The organism is Nonomuraea sp. NPDC050790 (assembly GCF_044456745.1).
Lineage (GTDB): Bacteria > Actinomycetota > Actinomycetes > Streptosporangiales > Streptosporangiaceae > Nonomuraea.
This window is the reverse complement of record NZ_JBITGF010000018.1, coordinates 21154-39396: the sequence shown is the minus strand read 5'-3', so window position 1 is coordinate 39396 and position 18243 is coordinate 21154. Positions and strand designations below refer to the sequence as shown.

Below are 18243 nucleotides of genomic sequence, written 5' to 3'. Positions count from 1 at the left end.
CTGCGATGGGCACACGCATGGCCTTGGTGGGAGTGGTGAGCGCGCTGTTCGCGGCGATGCTGGCCTACAAGCTGCTGCACGCCGGAGGGCTGGAGCAGACGGCGCTGTTCTACGTGGGCGTCCCGGCGATCATCGCGATCACCGTCGTGCTGGTCGCCAAGCCGCGCTCGGCCCTCGGGCTGGTGATGGCGGTCATCACCGTCGGGCTCGCGCTCTCCGGCCCGCTGCTGGGCGAGGGGATCGTCTGCCTGGTGTTCGCCGCTCCGCTGTTCTACCTGGTGGGAGCCATCTTCGGGGCGTTCACCGACTACCTGCGCGCCGAGGGGCCCAAGGGCCCGCAGATGCTCGCCGCGCCGCTGCTCCTGCTGGCCGTGATCGAAGGGAGCGGCGAGGTCACCTCGCTGCCGCGCGAGGAGGTCGTCAGCGCCTCCGCGGCCGCCACCGGGGACGTGGCCGCCGCCCTGGCCGCCCCGCCCCGCTTCGCCCCTTACGCCTCCACCCTGCTCAGGCTCGGCTTCCCCCGGCCGCTGTCGGCGAGCGGCACCGGGCTCGCGGTCGGCGCCACGCGGGAGATCGTCTTCACCCCGCGCCGGTCCCTGGGCATCGGCGCCCGGCCAGAGCCGCGCTCGATGACGCTGCGGGTGAAGGAGAGCGGCCACGGCCGGGTGGTGTTCGAGGTGGTCCGCGACACCACGCTGGCCCGCTGGCTGGATCTGCGCGAAGCCGCGTTCACCTGGACCGGCGGCCGGCTCACCGTCGCGCTCGGCTACCGCAGGACCTTCGACCCGTCCTGGTACTTCGGCCCCATCCAGCGCTACGCCGCCACCGAGGCCGCCGGATACCTGGCCGCCACCTTCGCCGGTGCCCGGTGACCGCTGTCCTGGTCAGGGGTATCGGCCTGATGCTGCCTTTGGCCGCCGTCCTCGTGGCCGCCCTGGCGGCGTCGCGGGCCGGCCGGCTAGGGCCGCCGCGCATCGCCGCGGCCGTCCTCGCCACCGCGTGGAACGCCATGGTGCTCATGGCCGTCAACCAGGGCGGCTGGTGGACCTTCCACGCCGAGGGCGGCATGCTGGCCGGGGTCCCCCTCGACCTGCTGCTCGGCTGGGCGCTGCTGTGGGGCGCGCTGCCCGCGCTGGCCTTCCCCGAGGCGCCCGTGGCGCTCGTCGCGGCCGGGCTGGCCTGGCTCGACCTGGCGGTGATGCCGCTGGCCGAGCCGGTGGTGCTGCTGGGCGAGCACTGGATGGCCGGCGAGGCGGTGGCGGTGGGACTCGCGCTCGTGCCGGGGCTGCTGCTGATCCGCTGGACCGTCCGGGGAAGGCTGCCGATGGTCCGCGCCGGGTTCCAGGTCGTGCTGGCGGCCGGGCTCGGGGTCGTGGCGCCGGTGCTCCTGATGGAGGTCTGGCGGCAGCCCGCCTGGGTGCTGGCGCTCATGGCGCAGGCGCTGGCGGCGCCGTTCGTGATGGGGGCCGCGGCGGTGCGGGAGTTCGCGAGGACGGGCGGGGGCACGCCCTTTCCCTACGATCCGCCGCTGCGGCTGGTGACCGGCGGGCCGTACGCGTATGTGCGCAATCCCATGCAGGTGGCCATGACCGCCGGGTACGTGCTGCTGGCCGTACTCGACGTGCGCTTCCTCGCCGCGGCGGCGATCAGCTTCGCCTACGGCGCGGGGCTGGCCGCCTGGCACGAGGGCGAGCAGCTCACCCGGCGCTTCGGCGCCGACTGGGCCGCCTACCGGGCCGGCGTGCGGGCCTGGTTGCCGCGCCTGCGGCCCGCCGTCCACCCCCTGACCGTCCACGCGACCCTCTACGTGGCGGCCACCTGCGGCCAGTGCTCCCAGGTCGGCGCCTGGATCACCAGGCGCCGGCCGATCGGGCTGCGGATCGCCGCCGCCGAGAACCACCCGGCGGGCCTGCGCCGCATCACCTACGAGCGCGCCGACGGCCTGCGCGCCCAGGGCGTCACCGCCCTCGCGCACGCGCTCACCCACATCCACCTGGGCTGGGCGCTGGCGGGCTGGCTGCTCCATCTGCCCTGCCTGAACGGCTTCGCCCAGCTCTGCGTCGACGCGCTGGGCGGCGGCCCGCGCCGGCCGCTCTGACACGGTCCCCGGACCCACCGCCGCTCGTCATGCCCTCTTCTGCCGGGCGGACGCGATAGGGTCTTGGCGTTCCGGCCCAGCGTAAGAGGGAGATGAGCGGAGTGCTTACCGCTGGAGAGGTCGCCGGGCTGATCGCCGCCACGGGCTGGATAGTCCTGGTCTGCGTGCTGGCCATGGTGCTCGTCAAGCTCGCCCGGCTGCTCACCGAGACCACCAAGATGGTCTCCGACCTGAGCGAGCGGGTGGTTCCGTTGCTCGAGGACGTCACCGTCACCGTCAACGAGGCCAACCGCCAGCTCGTCGCGGTCGAGGCGATCACCCAGGACGTCAAGCAGGTCAGCTCGCACGCGGCCAAGCTCAGCGGGGTCACGCAGACCATCTTCACCGGCCCGCTGATCAAGGTCTCGGCGCTCAGCTACGGCGTGCGCAGGGCGATCCAGGCCCGGCGCCCGCGCCGCGCGGTCAGGCGGCACCGATGATCAGACGCCTGTTCTACCTGTCGCTCGGGGCGTTCACCGCCGTCTGGGTGATGCGCAGGTTGCAGGCCCTGCGACCCGACCACGTCGCTCGCCGTACCGCCGACAACGCGGTCGGGCTCCTTGAGCAGGTGAGAGACTTTACCTCGGACGCGCTCGGCGAGGCCGCCGAGCGCGAAACCATGTTGCGCGCCCGCTATGGGCTCGACAACAGTGACAACCACCACTGATTGCAAAGGATGGCTGATATGGAGTCGGCAGAAATCGCTCGCCGCTTCCTGCGCTTCTTCGAGGAGCGTGGGCACAAAGTAGTGCCCTCGGCCAGCCTGATCGCCGAAGACCCCACGTTGCTGCTGGTTCCCGCGGGCATGGTCCCGTTCAAGCCGTACTTCCTGGGGCAGCGCAAGCCTCCGGCGGCCCGGCTGGCCAGTGTGCAGAAGTGCGTGCGCACGCCCGACATCGAAGAGGTCGGCAAGACCACGCGCCACGCGACGTTCTTCCAGATGCTCGGCAACTTCTCCTTCGGCGACTACTTCAAGGATCAGGCGATCCCGTTCGCCTGGGAGCTGCTGACCAACGCCGAGTCCGACGGCGGCTTCGGCTTCCCCGAGGAGAAGCTCTGGGTGACGGTCTTCCTCGACGACGACGAGGCGATCGACATCTGGCACAACAAGGTCGGCGTGCCCATCGACCGCATCCAGCGCCGCGGCCTGGAGGACAACTACTGGCACATGGGCGTGCCGGGCCCCGGCGGACCCTGCTCGGAGATCTACTACGACCGCGGCAAGGAGTACGGCAGAGACGGCGGCCCGGTCGCCGACGAGGACCGCTACCTCGAGGTCTGGAACAACGTCTTCATGCAGTACCAGCTCAGCGCGGTGCGCTCGAAGACCGACTTCGACGTCGCCGGCGAGCTGCCCGCCAAGAACATCGACACCGGCATGGGCCTGGAGCGCATGGCGACGATCCTGCAGGGCGTCGACAACCTCTACGAGATCGACACCACCTACAAGATCCTCGACAGGGCCGCCGAGCTCACCAAGACCCGCTACGGCCGCGACCCGCGCGCCGACATCAGCCTGCGGGTGATCGCCGACCACGTCCGCACCGGCACCATGCTGGTCGCCGACGGCGTCGCGCCCAGCAACGAGGGCCGCGGCTACGTGCTGCGCCGCATCCTGCGCCGCTCCATCCGCAACCTGCGCCTGCTGGGCTCGGGTGAGGAGCGCTACATGCACGAGCTCACCGACGTCACCATCGACGCGATGGGCGAGACCTACCCCGAGCTCAAGGCCGACGCGCCGCAGATCCACGCGGTCGTCGACGCCGAGGAGGCCAGCTTCCTGGGCACGCTGCGCACCGGCACCGCGATCTTCGACGTCGCGGTCGAGGAGACCAAGCGCAAGTCCGGCAGCACGCTCTCCGGCGACCAGGCCTTCCAGCTCCACGACACCTACGGCTTCCCCATCGACCTCACCCTGGAGATGGCCGCCGAGCAGGGGCTCAAGGTCGACGAGGACGGCTTCCGCCGCCTCATGAAGGAGCAGCGCGAACGCGCGAAGGCCGACGCGAAGGCCAAGAAGACCGGCAACGCCGACATCTCCGTCTTCGGCACGCTGCTGGAGAAGGCGGGCAAGGTCGAGTTCCTCGGCTACGACGCAACCGAGGCCGACTCCGCCATCATCGGCATCCTGGTCGACGGCGCCACCGTGCCCGTCGCGGGCAAGGGCACGACGGTCGAGATCGTGCTGGGCCGTACCCCCTTCTACGCCGAGGGCGGCGGCCAGCTCGCCGACCAGGGCGTCATCCGCACCAGCGGCGGCGAGGCCGAGATCCTCGACGTGCAGTCGCCCATCGGCGGCCTGGTCGTCCACCGCGGGCGTGTGCGCGAGGGCGAGATCAGGGTCGGCGACGAGGCGCACGCCGAGATCGACATCGAGCGGCGCCGCGCGATCTCCCGCAGCCACAGCGCCACCCACCTCGTCCACCGCGGCTTCAAGAACGCGCTCGGCGAGACGGCGGCGCAGGCCGGCTCGGAGAACTCGCCCGGCCGCTTCCGCTTCGACTTCACCGCCGCCGGCGCCGTGCCGCAGAGTGTGCTGCGCGACGTCGAGGACGAGGTCAACGCCGTCCTCATCAACGACCTCCAGGTCAACGCCTTCTACACCACGCAGGCCGAGGCGCGCGCGATGGGCGCCCTGGCCATGTTCGGCGAGAAGTACGGCGACGAGGTCCGCGTCGTCGAGATCGGCGACTACTCGCGCGAGCTGTGCGGCGGCACCCACGTCCACAGCTCGGGCCAGCTCGGCCTGGTCAAGGTGCTCGGCGAGCAGTCCGTCGGCGCCGGCGTGCGCCGCGTGGAGGCGCTGGTCGGCATCGACGCCTTCCGCTTCCTGGCCCGCGAGAGCCTGCTCGTCGCCCAGCTCAGCGAGCAGCTCAAGGCCCGTCGCGAGGAGCTGCCCGAGCGCGTCGAGGGCATCGTCTCCCGGCTGCGTACCGCCGAGAAGGACCTGGAGAGGCTGCGCTCGGCGCAGGTGCTCCAGATCGCCGGCGAACTCGCCTCGCAGGCTCGTGACCTGCACGGAGTCTCCTTCGTCGCGCACCGCGCGCCTGATGGAACCGGTGCCGACGATCTGCGTAAGCTCGCGCTTGATGTGCGCGGCAGGTTCCCGGCCGACCGCCCCGCGGTCGTCGTGATCGCCGGGGCCCCCACCGAGCGGCCCGTGGTGGTTGCCGCGGTCAACGAGGCGGGACGCGAGCGTGGACTCAAGGCCGGGCGACTGGTCGGCGTCGCCGCCAAGGCACTTGGGGGTGGCGGTGGCGGCAAGGACGATGTCGCGCAGGGCGGTGGCACCGACGCGGGCGCCGTCGCCGAGGCGCTGCAGGCTGTCGAGCGGTCCGTCGGTGAGCAGCTCACCTGACATGAGGTTCGGCACCAGGCTCGGCGTCGACGTCGGGTCCGTACGCATCGGCGTGGCCCGCAGCGACCCCTCGGGGCTGCTGGCCACCCCGGTGGAGACCGTCAGGCGCGGCAAGGGCGACCTGGTCAGGATCGCGGCGATCGCCGCCGAGCACGAGGCGATCGAGGTGATCGTGGGCCTGCCCACCTCACTGTCCGGCCGCGAGGGGCAGGCCGCCGAGCTGGCCCGCGCCTTCGCCCGCTCTCTCGCGGTACGGCTGGCGCCCACGCCCGTCCGGCTCTACGACGAGCGGCTGACCACGGTCGCCGCTCAGCAGGGGCTGCGGGCCAGCGGGGTCAAGGCCAAGAAGCAGCGCGGGGTCGTCGACCAGGCGGCGGCCGTGGTGCTGCTGCAGGACGCGCTGGACCGGGAACGCGCCACCGGCGAGCCACCGGGCAGACCCGTCGATCCGCCCGCCGGGGCGGACGACGGGACCGCCCGGTGACCGGATCAGAACCCCCGGCCGACCCGACCCCGGACCCCCGGCCATCCGACCCGCCTCCCAACACCCCACCCACCGACCGGCCCGCAGCCGCCGCGTCGCCAGACTCACCGTCCTCGGGCACGCCGTCCTCGGGCACGCCGTCCTCGGGCACGCCGTCCTCGGGCACGCCGTCCTCGGGCACGGCGTCCGAGGGCTTGCCGCGCGCGGGCACCATGCCCGCGGATGCGCGGCCTTCCGACGGCGCCTCCGAAAGCGCGCCATCCCAGGGTGCGGCGACCGAACACTCGCCGTCCCGGGGGGCGGCTTCCGTGGGTTCGCAGTCCTCGGGCCCTGCGCCCGCTGATCCGTCGGCCTCAGGCGTCGCGCCTCAAGGCTCGCCGTCTCTGGGCGCCAAGCCCGCTGACTCGTCGTCCTCTGGCACTGCGTCCGTGGGGCGGTCGGGTCCGGGTGCGGAGGGTCAGGGGGAGCGGGGCGGGGCGTTCGTGCCTGAGCAGGTGGCGCCGGGTGGCAGGGCGGAGCGGGGCTGGGAGGGGAGTTCGCTGGCCGCCGCCGTACCGCCGCAGGGCGGGGCCAAGGACGACTCCCTGGCCGCCGAGTTGCTGGGCGGCGGGGAGATCGACGTGGCCGAGGAGGTGGGGGCGGAGACCGTTCCTCTGCCTGCTCAGCGTGGGCTCACGCGGCGGACCAAGGGACTTCTCGTGGCCGGGTTCGCGGCTTCGGTGGTCGCCGTTGGGGCCGGGGGGTACGTGGTGGCGAAGCCGTACCTGATGCCCGACGACTTCGACGGGCAGGGGAGCGGCGCGGTCACGGTGCGCATCCAGCCCGGCTCCAGCGCGGGCGAGGTCGGCGCGGCGCTGACGGCGGCGGGGGTGGTGGCGAGCGCGCGTTCGTTCATCAACGCCACCGAGCAGAAGGCGGTCGCCGCCCGGCTGCGGCCCGGGCACTACAAGCTGCGCAAGGGCATGGCGGCGGGCGCGGCGGTGGACATGCTGCTCCACCCGGGCTCGCGGGTCGTGCGGAGGGTGTCGGTGCCGGAGGGCATGCGGGCCGAGGAGGTGTTCAGGCGGCTGGCGGCCCAGGGCGGTCCGGCGCTGAGCGAGCTGCGCTCGATCGACACCGATCTGCTCGGGCTGCCGGAGTACGCGCGGGGCGTGGAGGGATTCCTGTTCCCGGCGACGTACGAGATCGAGCCGGACTCCTCGGCCACGGACGTGGTCGCGGCGATGGTGGAGCGCTTCGCGGCGGCAGCGGAAGAGGTGAAGCTGGCCGAGCGGGCCCCAGAGGTGAACCTGACGCCGCTGGAGGTCGTGACGGTGGCCAGCATCGTCCAGGCCGAGGGCGGCCGAGACGCCGACTATCCCAAGATCGCCCGGGTGATCTACAACCGGATGGCTCAGGGCATGCCGCTGCAGCTCGACACCACTGTCCTGTACGCCCAGAGCCGCCGGACGCTCAAGGTCTCGGAGAAGGACACGAGGGTGCGTTCGCCGTACAACACCTACCTGCGCGAGGGGCTTCCGCCGGGGCCGATCTCCAACCCCGGAGAGAAGGCGCTGATGGCGGCTTTGAACCCTGCCGAGGGTGATTGGTACTGGTTTGTCACCACCGATCCGGAGCATAGAATCACGAAATTCACCGACAAAGAGAGCGAGTTCGTGAGATACCGGGAAGAGCTGAACGAATACCTCGGGACCAACTGATGCTCGTCGGGACACCCCCCGTCCCGCAGGGACTGACCCTGCGCCGCCCCGCCGAAGGGACGCACGCACTCTCCGCGTCCCCTAGCATGGCTACCCAGAGTGATCACCGCTGGTCACCCGCACGTGACCGTCGGTGCCCCCCGTTCCGCTCGGTAACCCTCGCCGGTCTTGACGCCAGGCCGGTCCTACCGGGAGATTGGCCATCGCAGCTATGAACGATCTCGACATGGACCTCCTCCTCGGCTCGGAGGACGACAACGGACGCTCTCGCCGCCAGAAGGGCAACGGCAGGCGCGGGCGACGCCGTCGTCGCCGCCGCAACCGCGGCGGCTTCCTGGCGCCCATGCTCGCCCTCATCGTCCTGCTCGGCATCGTCGGTGGCGGCGGCTACTACGGCTACCTGTGGCTGAGCGACCGCCTCGTGCCCGGCGACTTCCCCGGGCCCGGCAGCGGCTCGGTCGCGCTGGAGATCCGGCAGGGCCAGAGCGCCACCGACGTGGCGGAGGAACTGGAGCGCCTCGGCGTCATCAAGGACTCCAGGGCGTTCATCAACGCCGTCACCAACTCCGGCAAGAGCGCCTCGCTCGTCCCCGGCCACTACACGCTGCGCAAGCAGATGCGCGCCGCCGACGCCGTCACCGAACTCGACTCCAACAACCGGCAGTACACCGAGGTGACGCTCAAGGAGGGCCTGCGGCTCACCGACACCTTCACGAAGCTCGCCGAGTCGACGAAGGTCCCGGCCAAGGAGTTCACCGCGGCCGCCAAGAAGGGCGACGAACTCGGCCTGCCCGACTACGCCAAGGGCCGCCTGGAGGGCTACGCGTTCCCCGCGACCTACCAGTTCCCGCCCAAGGCGAGTGCGAGCGCGATCCTCACCAAGATGGTCGAGCGCTTCAAGCAAACCGCCGAGCGGACCGGCCTGGAGGCGGGCGCCAAGGACCTCGGCCGCACGCCGCACGAGATCATGATCATCGCGAGCATCATCCAGGCCGAGGCCGGGCGCCAGGAGGACATGGGCAAGATCTCCCGCGTCGTCTACAACCGGCTCTCCCACAAGCCCGAGATGCACCTGCGGATGGACAGCACGGTCATGTACGCGCTCGGCAAGTACAAGACGGCCGCCACCTTCGCCGAGACGAAGACGCCGTCAAAGTACAACACGTACCTGCACCTCGGGCTGCCGCCCGGCCCGATCGCCAACCCGGGCGACCACGCGATCGAGGCGGCGCTCAACCCGACGCCGGGCTCGTGGCTGTTCTTCGTCGCCACCGACCCGAAGAGCCCGGTCACGAAGTTCGCCACCACGGAGGCGGAGTTCCAGGTGCTGCTGGACGAGTACAAGCGAAACGGCGGCTGACGGGCGCGGCGCCGGTCAGGTTCCGGACGTTCCGCGGTGGCCCAGGGTGCCACCGCGGGGGCCGAGGCGGGCCGTTGCGGCGGGGCGTGTGTCCGACGTGAGAAGCGATCCCCCCGATCTGCGCCCGCCCACGGCGGCGGGTGGCGGTGGGGTGGCTTGCCGTAAGGGAAAAGGGACGGAAACCCGCGCGACGGCGCCGGCCGTGACGCGAACATGGAGTCGGAGGGAGAGGCATGCGGGCAGCGGTACTCGGGTCGCCGATCGCGCATTCGTTGTCGCCGTACCTGCATCGGGCGGCATATCAGGCGATGGGGCTGGATGACTGGACCTACGACGCCTTCGAGTGTGACGAGGCCGGGCTGCCCGGACGGCTGGCGGGCGTGCGCGATGACGTGCGGGACTGGGCGGGGCTGTCGCTGACGATGCCGCTCAAGCGGGCCGTGCTCCCGTTGCTGGACACCGTGTCTGAGCTGGCCGTCGAGGTGGGCGGGGCCAACACGGTCGTCTTCCGGGACGGCGCGGCCCACGGCGAGAACACCGACGTCTACGGGATCGAGCGGGCGCTGGCCGAGGCGGGCGTGCCTCGGCCGGGTTCGGCGCTGGTGCTGGGCGGCGGGGCGACGGCCGGGTCCGCGCTGGCGGCCCTGCGGAACCTGGGGCTGGACCGGGTGACGCTGGCCGTGCGGGATGCCGGACGGGCGGCGGAGACGGCCGCGGTGGCCGGGCGGCTGGGCGTGGCGCTGCGGGTGGCGGCCCTGGACGACCTAGACGACCTGCTCGGGGTGGACCTGGTCGTGTCCACGCTGCCGGGCGGCGCGGCCGACGGCTACGCAGGGGCGCTGGCGGGCGTGCCTGCGTTGTTCGACGTGGTGTACGCGCCGTGGCCCACGAAGGCGGCGGCGAGCGTGCGGGAGTCGGGCGGGCGCGTGGTGGGCGGATTCGCGATGCTGCTGCACCAGGCGGTGCGGCAGGTGGAGCTGATGACCGGCCGCGCAGACGTGCCCGTGGAGGCCATGCGCACGGCCGGCGAAGCGGAGATCCTCAGACGGGCCGGTCGAGCGGCCTAGCGCTGTCGAGGCGCTGTGATCTCAGGTGAAGTGCTGCTTGGCTTCCTGGAGCTGCCATGAGGGCATGGGGCGCACCTCCTCTGGATTGCGAGTCGGCCCGGTAACAGACAGTGATAGCAAGGGCGTGGGCCCGGCGCGGGATGATTCGAGGAACTCGGTGTGTTGTGGTAACGTAACTCCCTGATCGGTCCGGCATGCCTTGCTGGACGCGCAAGCGGAGGTCTCCCTCCCACCCGAGTCGCCGCCGGTGGCCGGGTTTAGGATCACGCCGGACTACTCCGGGGAGCTTACGGCCACGAAGCCGACGAGCTCAGTGGCCCCGCATGCGCGACGTGCGGGGCTTTTCGCGTGTACAGACCCGTACGTGCGAAGCTCTCGGCACGACGAGCACGTAGGGACGCAAACCTAGGAGGCCCCATCAGCACTGAGCCCCGCATCAACGAGCGTATCCGAGTTCCCGAGGTTCGCCTCGTGGGCCCGAACGGCGAGCAGGTCGGCATCGTCTCCATTCACGACGCCCTCAAGCTCGCCCAGGAGGCCGACCTCGACCTCGTCGAGGTCGCGGCCACGGCTCGACCGCCCGTGTGCAAGCTCATGGACTACGGAAAATTCAAGTACGAGTCCGCGATGAAGGCGCGCGAAGCGCGCAAGAATCAGGCGCACACGATCATCAAGGAGATCAAGCTCCGGCCGAAGATCGACCCGCACGACTATGAGACCAAGAAGGGTCACGTGGTGCGGTTCCTCAAGGCGGGGGACAAGGTCAAAGTCACGATCATGTTCCGCGGACGTGAGCAGTCGCGTCCCGAGCTGGGCTTCCGGCTCCTGCAGAAGCTGGCGGAGGACGTCACGGAGCTCGGCTTCGTCGAGTCCCAGCCCAAGCAGGACGGCCGAAACATGATCATGGTGATCGGTCCGCACAAGAAGAAGGCCGAGGCCAAGGCCGAAAAGGCGGCGGCCAAGGCACAGCGTGGCGGCGAGGAGCCTTCCGCGAGCGAGGAAGTTTCCGCACAGGAAGCGTGACCCGCGGTTCGGGTTAGCCTTACACGGCAACCCCCGAACGACGCCACTGCCGTAAACGAAGACGCCGCGACCGGGTCGGTCCGCACCGACCCGGCCACCGGCACGGACGAATTGAGGGAGAGACGGCGAGATGCCGAAGATGAAGACGCACAGCGGTGCGAAGAAGCGGTTCCGGCTGACCGGCACCGGCAAGGTCAAGCGCCGTCGTGCCGCCCGCGCGCACTACAACGAGTGGAAGTCGTCCACGCTGACGCGCCGTCTCAAGAACGAAGTCGTGGTTTCCGACAACGACGTCAAGAAGATCAAGAAGCTGCTCGCTAAGTAGCGCGAACCCCCGGGGAGATACAACATGGCACGCGTGAAGCGGGCGCTCAACGCCAAGAAGAAGCGCAAGGTCGTCCTCGAGCGGGCGGCGGGCTACCGCGGCCAGCGGTCGCGGCTCTACCGCAAGGCCAAGGAGCAGATGCTCCACTCGATGACGTACGCCTACCGGGACCGCAAGGACCGTAAGGGTGCGTTCCGTCGTCTGTGGATCCAGCGGATCAACGCCGCGGCCCGCCAGAACGGCATGACCTACAACCGCCTGATCCAGGGTCTGCGTCTGGCCAACATCGAGGTCGACCGCAAGATCCTCGCCGACCTCGCGGTGAACGACAGCCAGACCTTCGCCACGCTCGTCGAGGCCGCCAAGAAGGCGCTGCCGGCGAACGTGAACGCGCCGGCCGCGAGCTGAGGTCTTACGGACAAGGGGCCCACCACCGGTGGGCCCTTTTTGCATGGCAGTGAGGGACTACGTGGAGCTGACCAACATCAGGGCGCCGCGGGTGAAGGCGGCCAGGCGCCTGGCCAAGCGGTCCTTCCGCGACCAGGACCGCAGGTTCGTGGCCGAGGGCCCGCAGGCGGTGCGCGAGGCGCTCAGGCTCGACGGCGTCGCGCTGGAGCTGTTCGCCACCGCGGAGGCCGAGCTGCGCCACCCCGACCTGATCGGCGAGGCGCTCGAACGCGGGCTGCCCGTCCACCGCGCCAGCGGCGAGGTGATGGCCGAGCTGTCGCAGACGGTCACCCCGCAGGGCCTGCTGGCCGTCTGCGGCTTCGTGCACGTCCCGCTGGAGAAGGCGCTCGACGGCGACCCCCGGCTGGTGGCGGTGCTCGCGCACGTGCGCGATCCGGGCAACGCCGGCACCGTGATGCGGGCGGCCGACGCCGCGGGGGCCGATTCAGTGGTTTTCACCGACGCTTCTGTGGACCCCTACAACGGCAAGTGCGTACGCGCCAGCGCCGGCAGCCTGTTCCACCTGCCGGTGGTGATCGGCAGCCCGGTGGCGGCAGCCGTACGGGAACTCAAGGACAGGGGACTGAGGGTGCTGGCCGCGGACGGCGCGGGCGAGCGCACCCTCGACGACGTGGACCTGTCCGGCCCGACGGCGTGGATCTTCGGCAACGAGGCGTGGGGGCTGCCGGAGGAGGTACGCGCGCTGGCCGACGACGTCGTCAGGGTGCCCATCTACGGGCAGGCCGAGAGCCTCAACCTGGCCACCGCCGCGGCGGTGTGCCTCTACGCCTCCGCGCGGGCTCAGCGGGTGCCCTAGGGGCGCGGAAACCCGCTATTGTCGGCCATGTAGTCGAGGAGGCGGGGTCGTGCACGGCGAAGACAGCGAAGGTCGGGTGGTGGCCTCCGTGTGCACGATCGGCATCGACGACCTTCCTGACGGGGTCATCGTGACCGACCGGTTCGGCATGGTGCGGGCGCTCAACCGGGCGGCCGCGCGGCTGACCGGGGTGCCCGTCGAGCGAGCGGTCGGCCGGCACATGAACGACGTCTTCCCGCTGCGCGACCACGACGGCCGCGAGTGGTGGAAGGCGCTCGATCCCGAGGGCGGGCTGCGCACCCGCACCCGCGTCCCCGAACGCCCGCTGCACCTGCCCGGCGGCCAGGAGCTCTACGTCACCGCCCGGCTGGTACGCGAGCCGGAGCGCGGCGGCGACGTCGAGCGGGTCACGATCGTCCTGCGCGACGGCGGCGCCCGCGCCCGGCTAGAGCGCAGCCGCGCCGACCTGGTCTCCACCGTCGCCCACGAGCTGCGCTCGCCGCTGACCAGCGTCAAGGGCTTCACCGCGACGCTGCTGGCCAAGTGGAGCCGCTTCACCGACGAGCAGAAGCGCGTCATGCTCGACACCATCAACACCGACGCCGACCGCGTCACCCGGCTGATCACCGAGCTGCTCGACGTCTCGCGCATCGAGTCGGGCCGCATGGAGGTGCACCGCCAGGTCGTCGACGTGCCGGCGCGGGTGCGCAGGATCGTCGCCGGGCGCGTGGCGGCGGGCGAGCCGGAGGACCGCTTCCGGCTCACGGTCACCGGCGACCTGCCCGAGACCTGGCTCGACCAGGACAAGATCGACCAGATTCTCGGTAACCTGGTGGAAAACGCTTTGCGGCACGGTCGCGGAACCGTGAGCATTGACGTCCAAGCCGTCGACTATGGAGTGGCCGTGTCCGTTCGTGACCAGGGTGAGGGCATCCGCCCGGAGCTGGCCACGCGCGTCTTCCGGCAGTTCTGGCGCGGCAACAGCCGCCGGCGCGGCGGCACCGGGCTGGGCCTGTTCATCGTCAAGGGCCTGGTCGAGGCGCACGGCGGGACGATCGCCGTGCAGCGTGCTCCCGAGGGCGGGGCCGAGTTCCGATTTATGTTGCCCACCGGCACGCCTGACTTCGCGTAGGTCATCGGCTCCGGTGGGCCAGCACTAGACTCAGTCACGCTCAAGCCCTGGATACGGAGCTCTCTCTTGTCTGACTACGACCCCGTCGAGGTCACGCCCCTGCATGCCGACGAGCTGTCGCGCATGGAGGCAGACGCCGTAGCGGCGATCAAGGCGGCCGGCAGCCTCGACGCACTCAAGCAGGTACGCCTGGCCCACGCCGGCGACCGTTCGCCCATCGCGCTGGCCAACCGCGAGATCGGCGCGCTGCCCCCGGCGGCGCGCGCGGAGGCGGGCAAGCGCATCGGCGCCGCCCGCAGGGCCGTGGGCGAGGCGCTGGCCGCCCGCCAGGCCGAGCTGGAGGCCGAGCGCGACGCCCGCGTCCTCGTCGAGGAGACCGTCGACGTCACCCTCCCGTGGGACCGGCGGCCACGCGGCGCCCGCCACCCGCTGACCACGATGCAGGAGCGCATCGCCGACACCTTCGTCGCCATGGGCTACGAGGTCGCCGAAGGCCCCGAGCTCGAAGGCGAGTGGTTCAACTTCGACGCGCTCAACATCTCCAAGGACCACCCGGCCCGCTCCGACCACGACACGTTCTTCGTGGAGTCGGCCGACTCGGGCATGGTGCTGCGCACGCAGACCTCCCCGGTGCAGATCCGCGCGCTGCTGCAGCGCGGCGTCCCGTGCTACGTGGTCTCGCCGGGCAAGACCTTCCGCACCGACGAGCTCGACGCCACCCACACCCCGGTCTTCCACCAGGTCGAGGGCCTGGCGGTCGACGAGGGCCTGACGATGGCGCACCTGAAGGGCACGCTCGACCGCTTCGCCGAGGTCATGTTCGGCGAAGGCATCACGACGCGCTTTCGCCCGCACTACTTCCCCTTCACCGAGCCGTCGGCCGAGATGGACCTCAAGTGCTTCGTCTGCCGCGGCGCCAGTGCCGTGCCGGGCAACCCGCCGTGCCGTACCTGCAAGAGCGAGGGCTGGATCGAGTGGGGCGGCTGCGGCATGGTCAACCCGCGGGTGCTCGTCGCGGGCGGCGTCGACCCGGCCCGCTACAGCGGCTTCGCCTTCGGCATGGGCATCGAGCGCACGCTGATGTTCCGCCACAACGCCGAGGACATGCGCGACATGGTCGAGGGTGACGTCCGCTTCTCGCTCCCGTTCGGAATGGAGATCTGATGAAGGCCCCGCTTTCCTGGCTGCGGGAGTACGTCGATCTGCCGCCGGTCACCGCCCACGAGGTCGCCGAGCGGCTGACCGCGGCAGGGCTGAAGCTGGAGCGGATCATCTCCCACGGCCACGACGTCAAGAACGTCGTCGTCGGCGAGGTCCTCGAGTTCGAGGAGCTCGCCGAGTTCAAGAAGCCGATCCGCTACTGCAAGGTCGAGGTCGGCGAGGCCACGCCGCGCATGATCATCTGTGGCGCGTTCAACTTCGAGGCCGGCGACCGCGTCCCGGTCGTGCTGCCCGGGGGCGTGCTGCCCGGCGGCTTCGAGGTCGGCTCGCGCAAGACCTACGGCCGCCTGTCCGAGGGCATGATCTGCTCCGAGCGCGAGCTCGGCCTCGGCGACGACCACCACGGGATCATGGTCCTGCCGCCGGAGACGCCCATCGGCACCGACGTGGTCGAGCTGCTCGGCCTGCGCGACGACGTCATCGAGCTGGAGATCACCCCCGACATCAGCTACGCGATGTCGATGCGCGGCGTGGCGCGCGAGGCGGCCATCGCCTTCGACGTGCCCTTCCACGACCCCGCCGACCTCCAGCCGCCCGCCGCCACCGAGGAGGCGTGGCCGGCGTGGATCGCCGACGCCACCGCCTGCGACCGGTTCGTGCTGCGCGAGGTGCGCGGCTTCGACCCCGACGCGCCGAGCCCCCTCTGGATGCGGGTACGGCTGACGCGCGCCGGCATGCGCCCGGTCTCGCTGGCCGTCGACATCACCAACTACGTGATGCTGGAGATGGGCCAGCCGCTGCACGCCTTCGACCGGGCCAAGCTCACCGGCGAGATCGTCGTACGCCGCGCCGAGCCCGGCGAGCGCCTGGAAACCCTCGACCACGTGGTACGCGACCTCCACCCCGAGGACATCCTCATCACCGACCAGTCGGGTCCGATCTCGATGGCCGGCACCATGGGCGGCCTGTCCACCGAGATCTCCGAGACGACCACCGACGTGGTCATCGAGGCGGCGCACTTCTCCGCGCCCGGCATCTCGCGCGAGTCGCGCGCCCACAACCTGGTCTCGGAGTCGTCCAAGCGCTTCGAACGCGGCGTCGACCGCGAGCTGCCGCTGGTGGCCACCTGGCGGGCGGTCACCATGCTGGCCGAGCTGGGCGGCGCCGCCATCCAGCCGGGGCTCACCCACGCCGAGGTCGACGTGGAGCCGGCCCGCATCGCCATCCCCGCCGCCTACCCGGGTCAGGTGGGCGGCGTGCCGTACCCGAAGGAGACCGTGGTACGGCGGCTGGAGCAGGTCGGCTGCACGGTCACCGACGGCGACGACCCGGCGATCCGCCGGGGCGGCGTCGCGCCGACCGCGGTGGTCACCGGCGGCGAGATCGCGGCCAGGCTGGCCGTCACCGGCCCCGACATGATCACCGTGACGCCGCCGTCGTGGCGCACCGACCTGACCGATCCGGCCGACCTAGCCGAGGAGGTCATCCGGCTGGAGGGGTACGAGGGGCTGCCGTCGGTGCTGCCCAAGGCGCCCGCGGGGGCCGGGCTCACCGAGAGGCAGCGGCTGCGCAGGCGCGTCGGCCGGACGCTGGCCGACCACGGCTACGTCGAAGTGCTGTCCTACCCCTTCATCGGGCCGGCCGACCTCGACAACCTGCAGCTCCCCGAGGGCGACGACCGCAGGCGGGCCACCCGGCTGACGAACCCGATCTCCGACGACGAGCCGTACATGCGCACCACGCTGCTGCCCGGCCTGCTCAAGACGCTGGTACGCAACGTGGGCCGGGGCTTCCCCGACGTGGCGCTGTTCGAGTCCGGCCTGGTCTACCGGGCCAAGCCGGACGCGCCCGCCGCCGCGCCGGTCTTCGGCGTGGAGCGCGCTCCCGTCCAGGAGGAGCTGGCCGCGCTGGAGTCCGCGCTGCCCGCCCAGCCGGAACGGCTGGCCGTCGTGCTGGCCGGCGAGTTCGAACGCTCCGGCTGGTGGGGCAAGGGCCGCCAGGCCACCTGGGCCGACGCCGTCGAGGCGGCCAGGCTCGCGGCCGCGCAGGCGGGGGTGGAACTGCGGATCGCCGCCGACCAGCACGAGCCGTGGCACCCGGGCCGCTGCGCCGCCCTGTACGGTGGCGACACGCTGGTGGGTCACGCGGGCGAGCTGCATCCGCGCGTCATCGAGGCGTACGGTCTGCCGCCGCGCACCTGCGCGATGGAACTGGAACTGACCCGCCTCGACCTGAGCGGCCCGGTCGACGCGCCCGCGGTGTCCGCCTACCCGGTGGCCACCCAGGACGTCGCCCTGATCGTCCCCGCCGGCACGCCGGAGTCCTCCGTGGCCGCCGCGCTGCGCGAGGGGGCGGGCGAGCTGCTGGAGTCGATCCGGCTGTTCGACGTCTACACCGGGACGCAGGTGGGCGAGGGGAACAAGTCGCTGGCCTACACGCTGCGCTTCCGCGCGCCGGACCGGACGCTGACGGTGGAGGAGACGACTGCCGCCCGCGACGCGGCGGTAGCCCTGGCCGCCGACCGCGTGGGCGCGGCCCTGCGCGGCGCCTGACGGATTTACGCGAGGGGCGGGCACGGCCGTGCCCGCCCCTTTTCAGATCTGGTCGATCTCGGTGAGGTCGATGTCCATGGGGAACGGGACGGTCAGTCTGAGCCGCTCGTGGAAGATGCCGGTGACGACGTAGGTCTTGGTCGCGGGTTCGAGTTCGTAGACGCAGACCATGAGCTGGCCGTCCTGATCCTCGACTCGCCAGAAGTGCGGAATGCCGGCTGTGGCGTAGAGGACGGGCTTCCGCTCCCTGTCACGCACCCTGGAGTCCGGAGAGACGACCTCGACGGCCAGGACGACGTCGTCGGCGTCGTAGAACGTCGCGTCGGGCTGGATGCGAGCTCCCGGGCCGAGAACGATCAGGTCGGGCTCCGGGCGCTGGTCCGAGGACAGCCGCACGCTCATCTCGCGTCGCACCCTGTGGTCGCTCGGCGCCGCACCGCGAAGCGCCTTCTCCAGAAGGTAGAGCGCGGCGGTGTGGAAGTCTCGCTGGGGGCTCACGAAGACCAAGCTTCCGTCAATCAACTCCGTGTGCGCAGGCAGTTCCGGAATGTGATCGAGATCCTCCGCGACGAAGCCTTCCGGGGGAGGAAAGACCCAGTCGGGAAGCGATGGTGGTTTTTCAGGCATGTCCCTGCTCACCGCTTCGGCCGTCATGGTTCTACGGTAGCAATCGACGAAGG

General features: G+C 71.2%; 17 protein-coding genes. 16 read left to right on the top strand and 1 reads right to left on the bottom strand.

Going from position 1 to position 18243, the window contains the following annotated elements; translation table 11 throughout:
- Positions 1-5 precede the first annotated feature (5 nt).
- The 16 genes from ACIBEJ_RS50220 to ACIBEJ_RS50145 all read left to right on the top strand — a co-directional run bounded on the left by ACIBEJ_RS50220 (position 6) and on the right by ACIBEJ_RS50145 (position 17563).
- Complete coding sequence (locus tag ACIBEJ_RS50220; protein ID WP_397190147.1) at positions 6-872, top strand: hypothetical protein; 867 nt, start codon at positions 6-8, stop codon at positions 870-872.
- Positions 869-2098 carry a methyltransferase family protein gene (locus tag ACIBEJ_RS50215; protein ID WP_397190146.1) on the top strand — a complete coding sequence of 410 codons (1230 nt, stop codon included), beginning with the start codon at positions 869-871 and terminating at the stop codon, positions 2096-2098. The genes ACIBEJ_RS50220 and ACIBEJ_RS50215 overlap by 4 nt, the downstream gene beginning before the upstream one ends.
- Before the next feature lie 92 nt (positions 2099-2190).
- Positions 2191-2577, top strand: a complete 387-nt coding sequence (locus ACIBEJ_RS50210) for a DUF948 domain-containing protein (protein ID WP_397190145.1) — start codon at positions 2191-2193, stop codon at positions 2575-2577.
- Positions 2574-2804 (top strand): hypothetical protein, encoded by a 231-nt coding sequence (locus ACIBEJ_RS50205; protein ID WP_397190144.1) that lies wholly within the window; start codon positions 2574-2576, stop codon positions 2802-2804. Before ACIBEJ_RS50210 ends, ACIBEJ_RS50205 begins: the two co-directional genes overlap by 4 nt.
- An 18-nt stretch (positions 2805-2822) precedes the next feature.
- Positions 2823-5495, top strand: a complete 2673-nt coding sequence (gene alaS / locus ACIBEJ_RS50200) for an alanine--tRNA ligase (RefSeq protein WP_397190143.1) — start codon at positions 2823-2825, stop codon at positions 5493-5495.
- 1 nt (position 5496) lies between these two features.
- On the top strand, positions 5497-5979 hold the full coding sequence (ruvX, locus tag ACIBEJ_RS50195) for a Holliday junction resolvase RuvX (RefSeq protein WP_397190142.1): 483 nt from the start codon (positions 5497-5499) through the stop codon (positions 5977-5979).
- A 482-nt stretch (positions 5980-6461) separates the two neighbouring features.
- Positions 6462-7679 carry an endolytic transglycosylase MltG gene (mltG, locus tag ACIBEJ_RS50190; RefSeq protein ID WP_397190141.1) on the top strand — a complete coding sequence of 406 codons (1218 nt, stop codon included), beginning with the start codon at positions 6462-6464 and terminating at the stop codon, positions 7677-7679.
- A 211-nt stretch (positions 7680-7890) separates the two neighbouring features.
- Positions 7891-9039, top strand: a complete 1149-nt coding sequence (mltG, locus tag ACIBEJ_RS50185) for an endolytic transglycosylase MltG (RefSeq protein ID WP_397190140.1) — start codon at positions 7891-7893, stop codon at positions 9037-9039.
- Between the two features lie 233 nt (positions 9040-9272).
- Positions 9273-10106 (top strand): shikimate dehydrogenase, encoded by an 834-nt coding sequence (locus ACIBEJ_RS50180; RefSeq protein ID WP_397190139.1) that lies wholly within the window; start codon positions 9273-9275, stop codon positions 10104-10106.
- Positions 10107-10523: 417 nt separating this feature from the next.
- On the top strand, positions 10524-11129 hold the full coding sequence (gene infC / locus ACIBEJ_RS50175; protein WP_397190230.1) for a translation initiation factor IF-3: 606 nt from the start codon (positions 10524-10526) through the stop codon (positions 11127-11129).
- Positions 11130-11259: 130 nt separating this feature from the next.
- Positions 11260-11454, top strand: coding sequence for a 50S ribosomal protein L35 (gene rpmI, locus ACIBEJ_RS50170; protein WP_157253330.1), 195 nt, complete (start codon positions 11260-11262; stop codon positions 11452-11454).
- Between the two features lie 24 nt (positions 11455-11478).
- Positions 11479-11862 carry a 50S ribosomal protein L20 gene (gene rplT / locus ACIBEJ_RS50165; RefSeq protein ID WP_111184321.1) on the top strand — a complete coding sequence of 128 codons (384 nt, stop codon included), beginning with the start codon at positions 11479-11481 and terminating at the stop codon, positions 11860-11862.
- Positions 11863-11905: 43 nt separating this feature from the next.
- Positions 11906-12718, top strand: coding sequence for a TrmH family RNA methyltransferase (locus ACIBEJ_RS50160; RefSeq protein ID WP_397190138.1), 813 nt, complete (start codon positions 11906-11908; stop codon positions 12716-12718).
- Positions 12719-12767: 49 nt separating this feature from the next.
- On the top strand, positions 12768-13850 hold the full coding sequence (locus tag ACIBEJ_RS50155) for an ATP-binding protein (RefSeq protein WP_397190137.1): 1083 nt from the start codon (positions 12768-12770) through the stop codon (positions 13848-13850).
- Positions 13851-13973: 123 nt separating this feature from the next.
- On the top strand, positions 13974-15014 hold the full coding sequence (pheS, locus tag ACIBEJ_RS50150; protein WP_397190229.1) for a phenylalanine--tRNA ligase subunit alpha: 1041 nt from the start codon (positions 13974-13976) through the stop codon (positions 15012-15014).
- Positions 15014-17563, top strand: coding sequence for a phenylalanine--tRNA ligase subunit beta (locus tag ACIBEJ_RS50145; protein WP_397190136.1), 2550 nt, complete (start codon positions 15014-15016; stop codon positions 17561-17563). Before pheS ends, ACIBEJ_RS50145 begins: the two co-directional genes overlap by 1 nt.
- Before the next feature lie 42 nt (positions 17564-17605).
- On the opposite strand, the gene ACIBEJ_RS50140 is transcribed toward ACIBEJ_RS50145, so the two are convergent.
- Positions 17606-18217 carry a Uma2 family endonuclease gene (locus tag ACIBEJ_RS50140; protein WP_397190135.1) on the bottom strand — a complete coding sequence of 204 codons (612 nt, stop codon included), beginning with the start codon at positions 18215-18217 and terminating at the stop codon, positions 17606-17608.
- Positions 18218-18243: the final 26 nt, after the last annotated feature.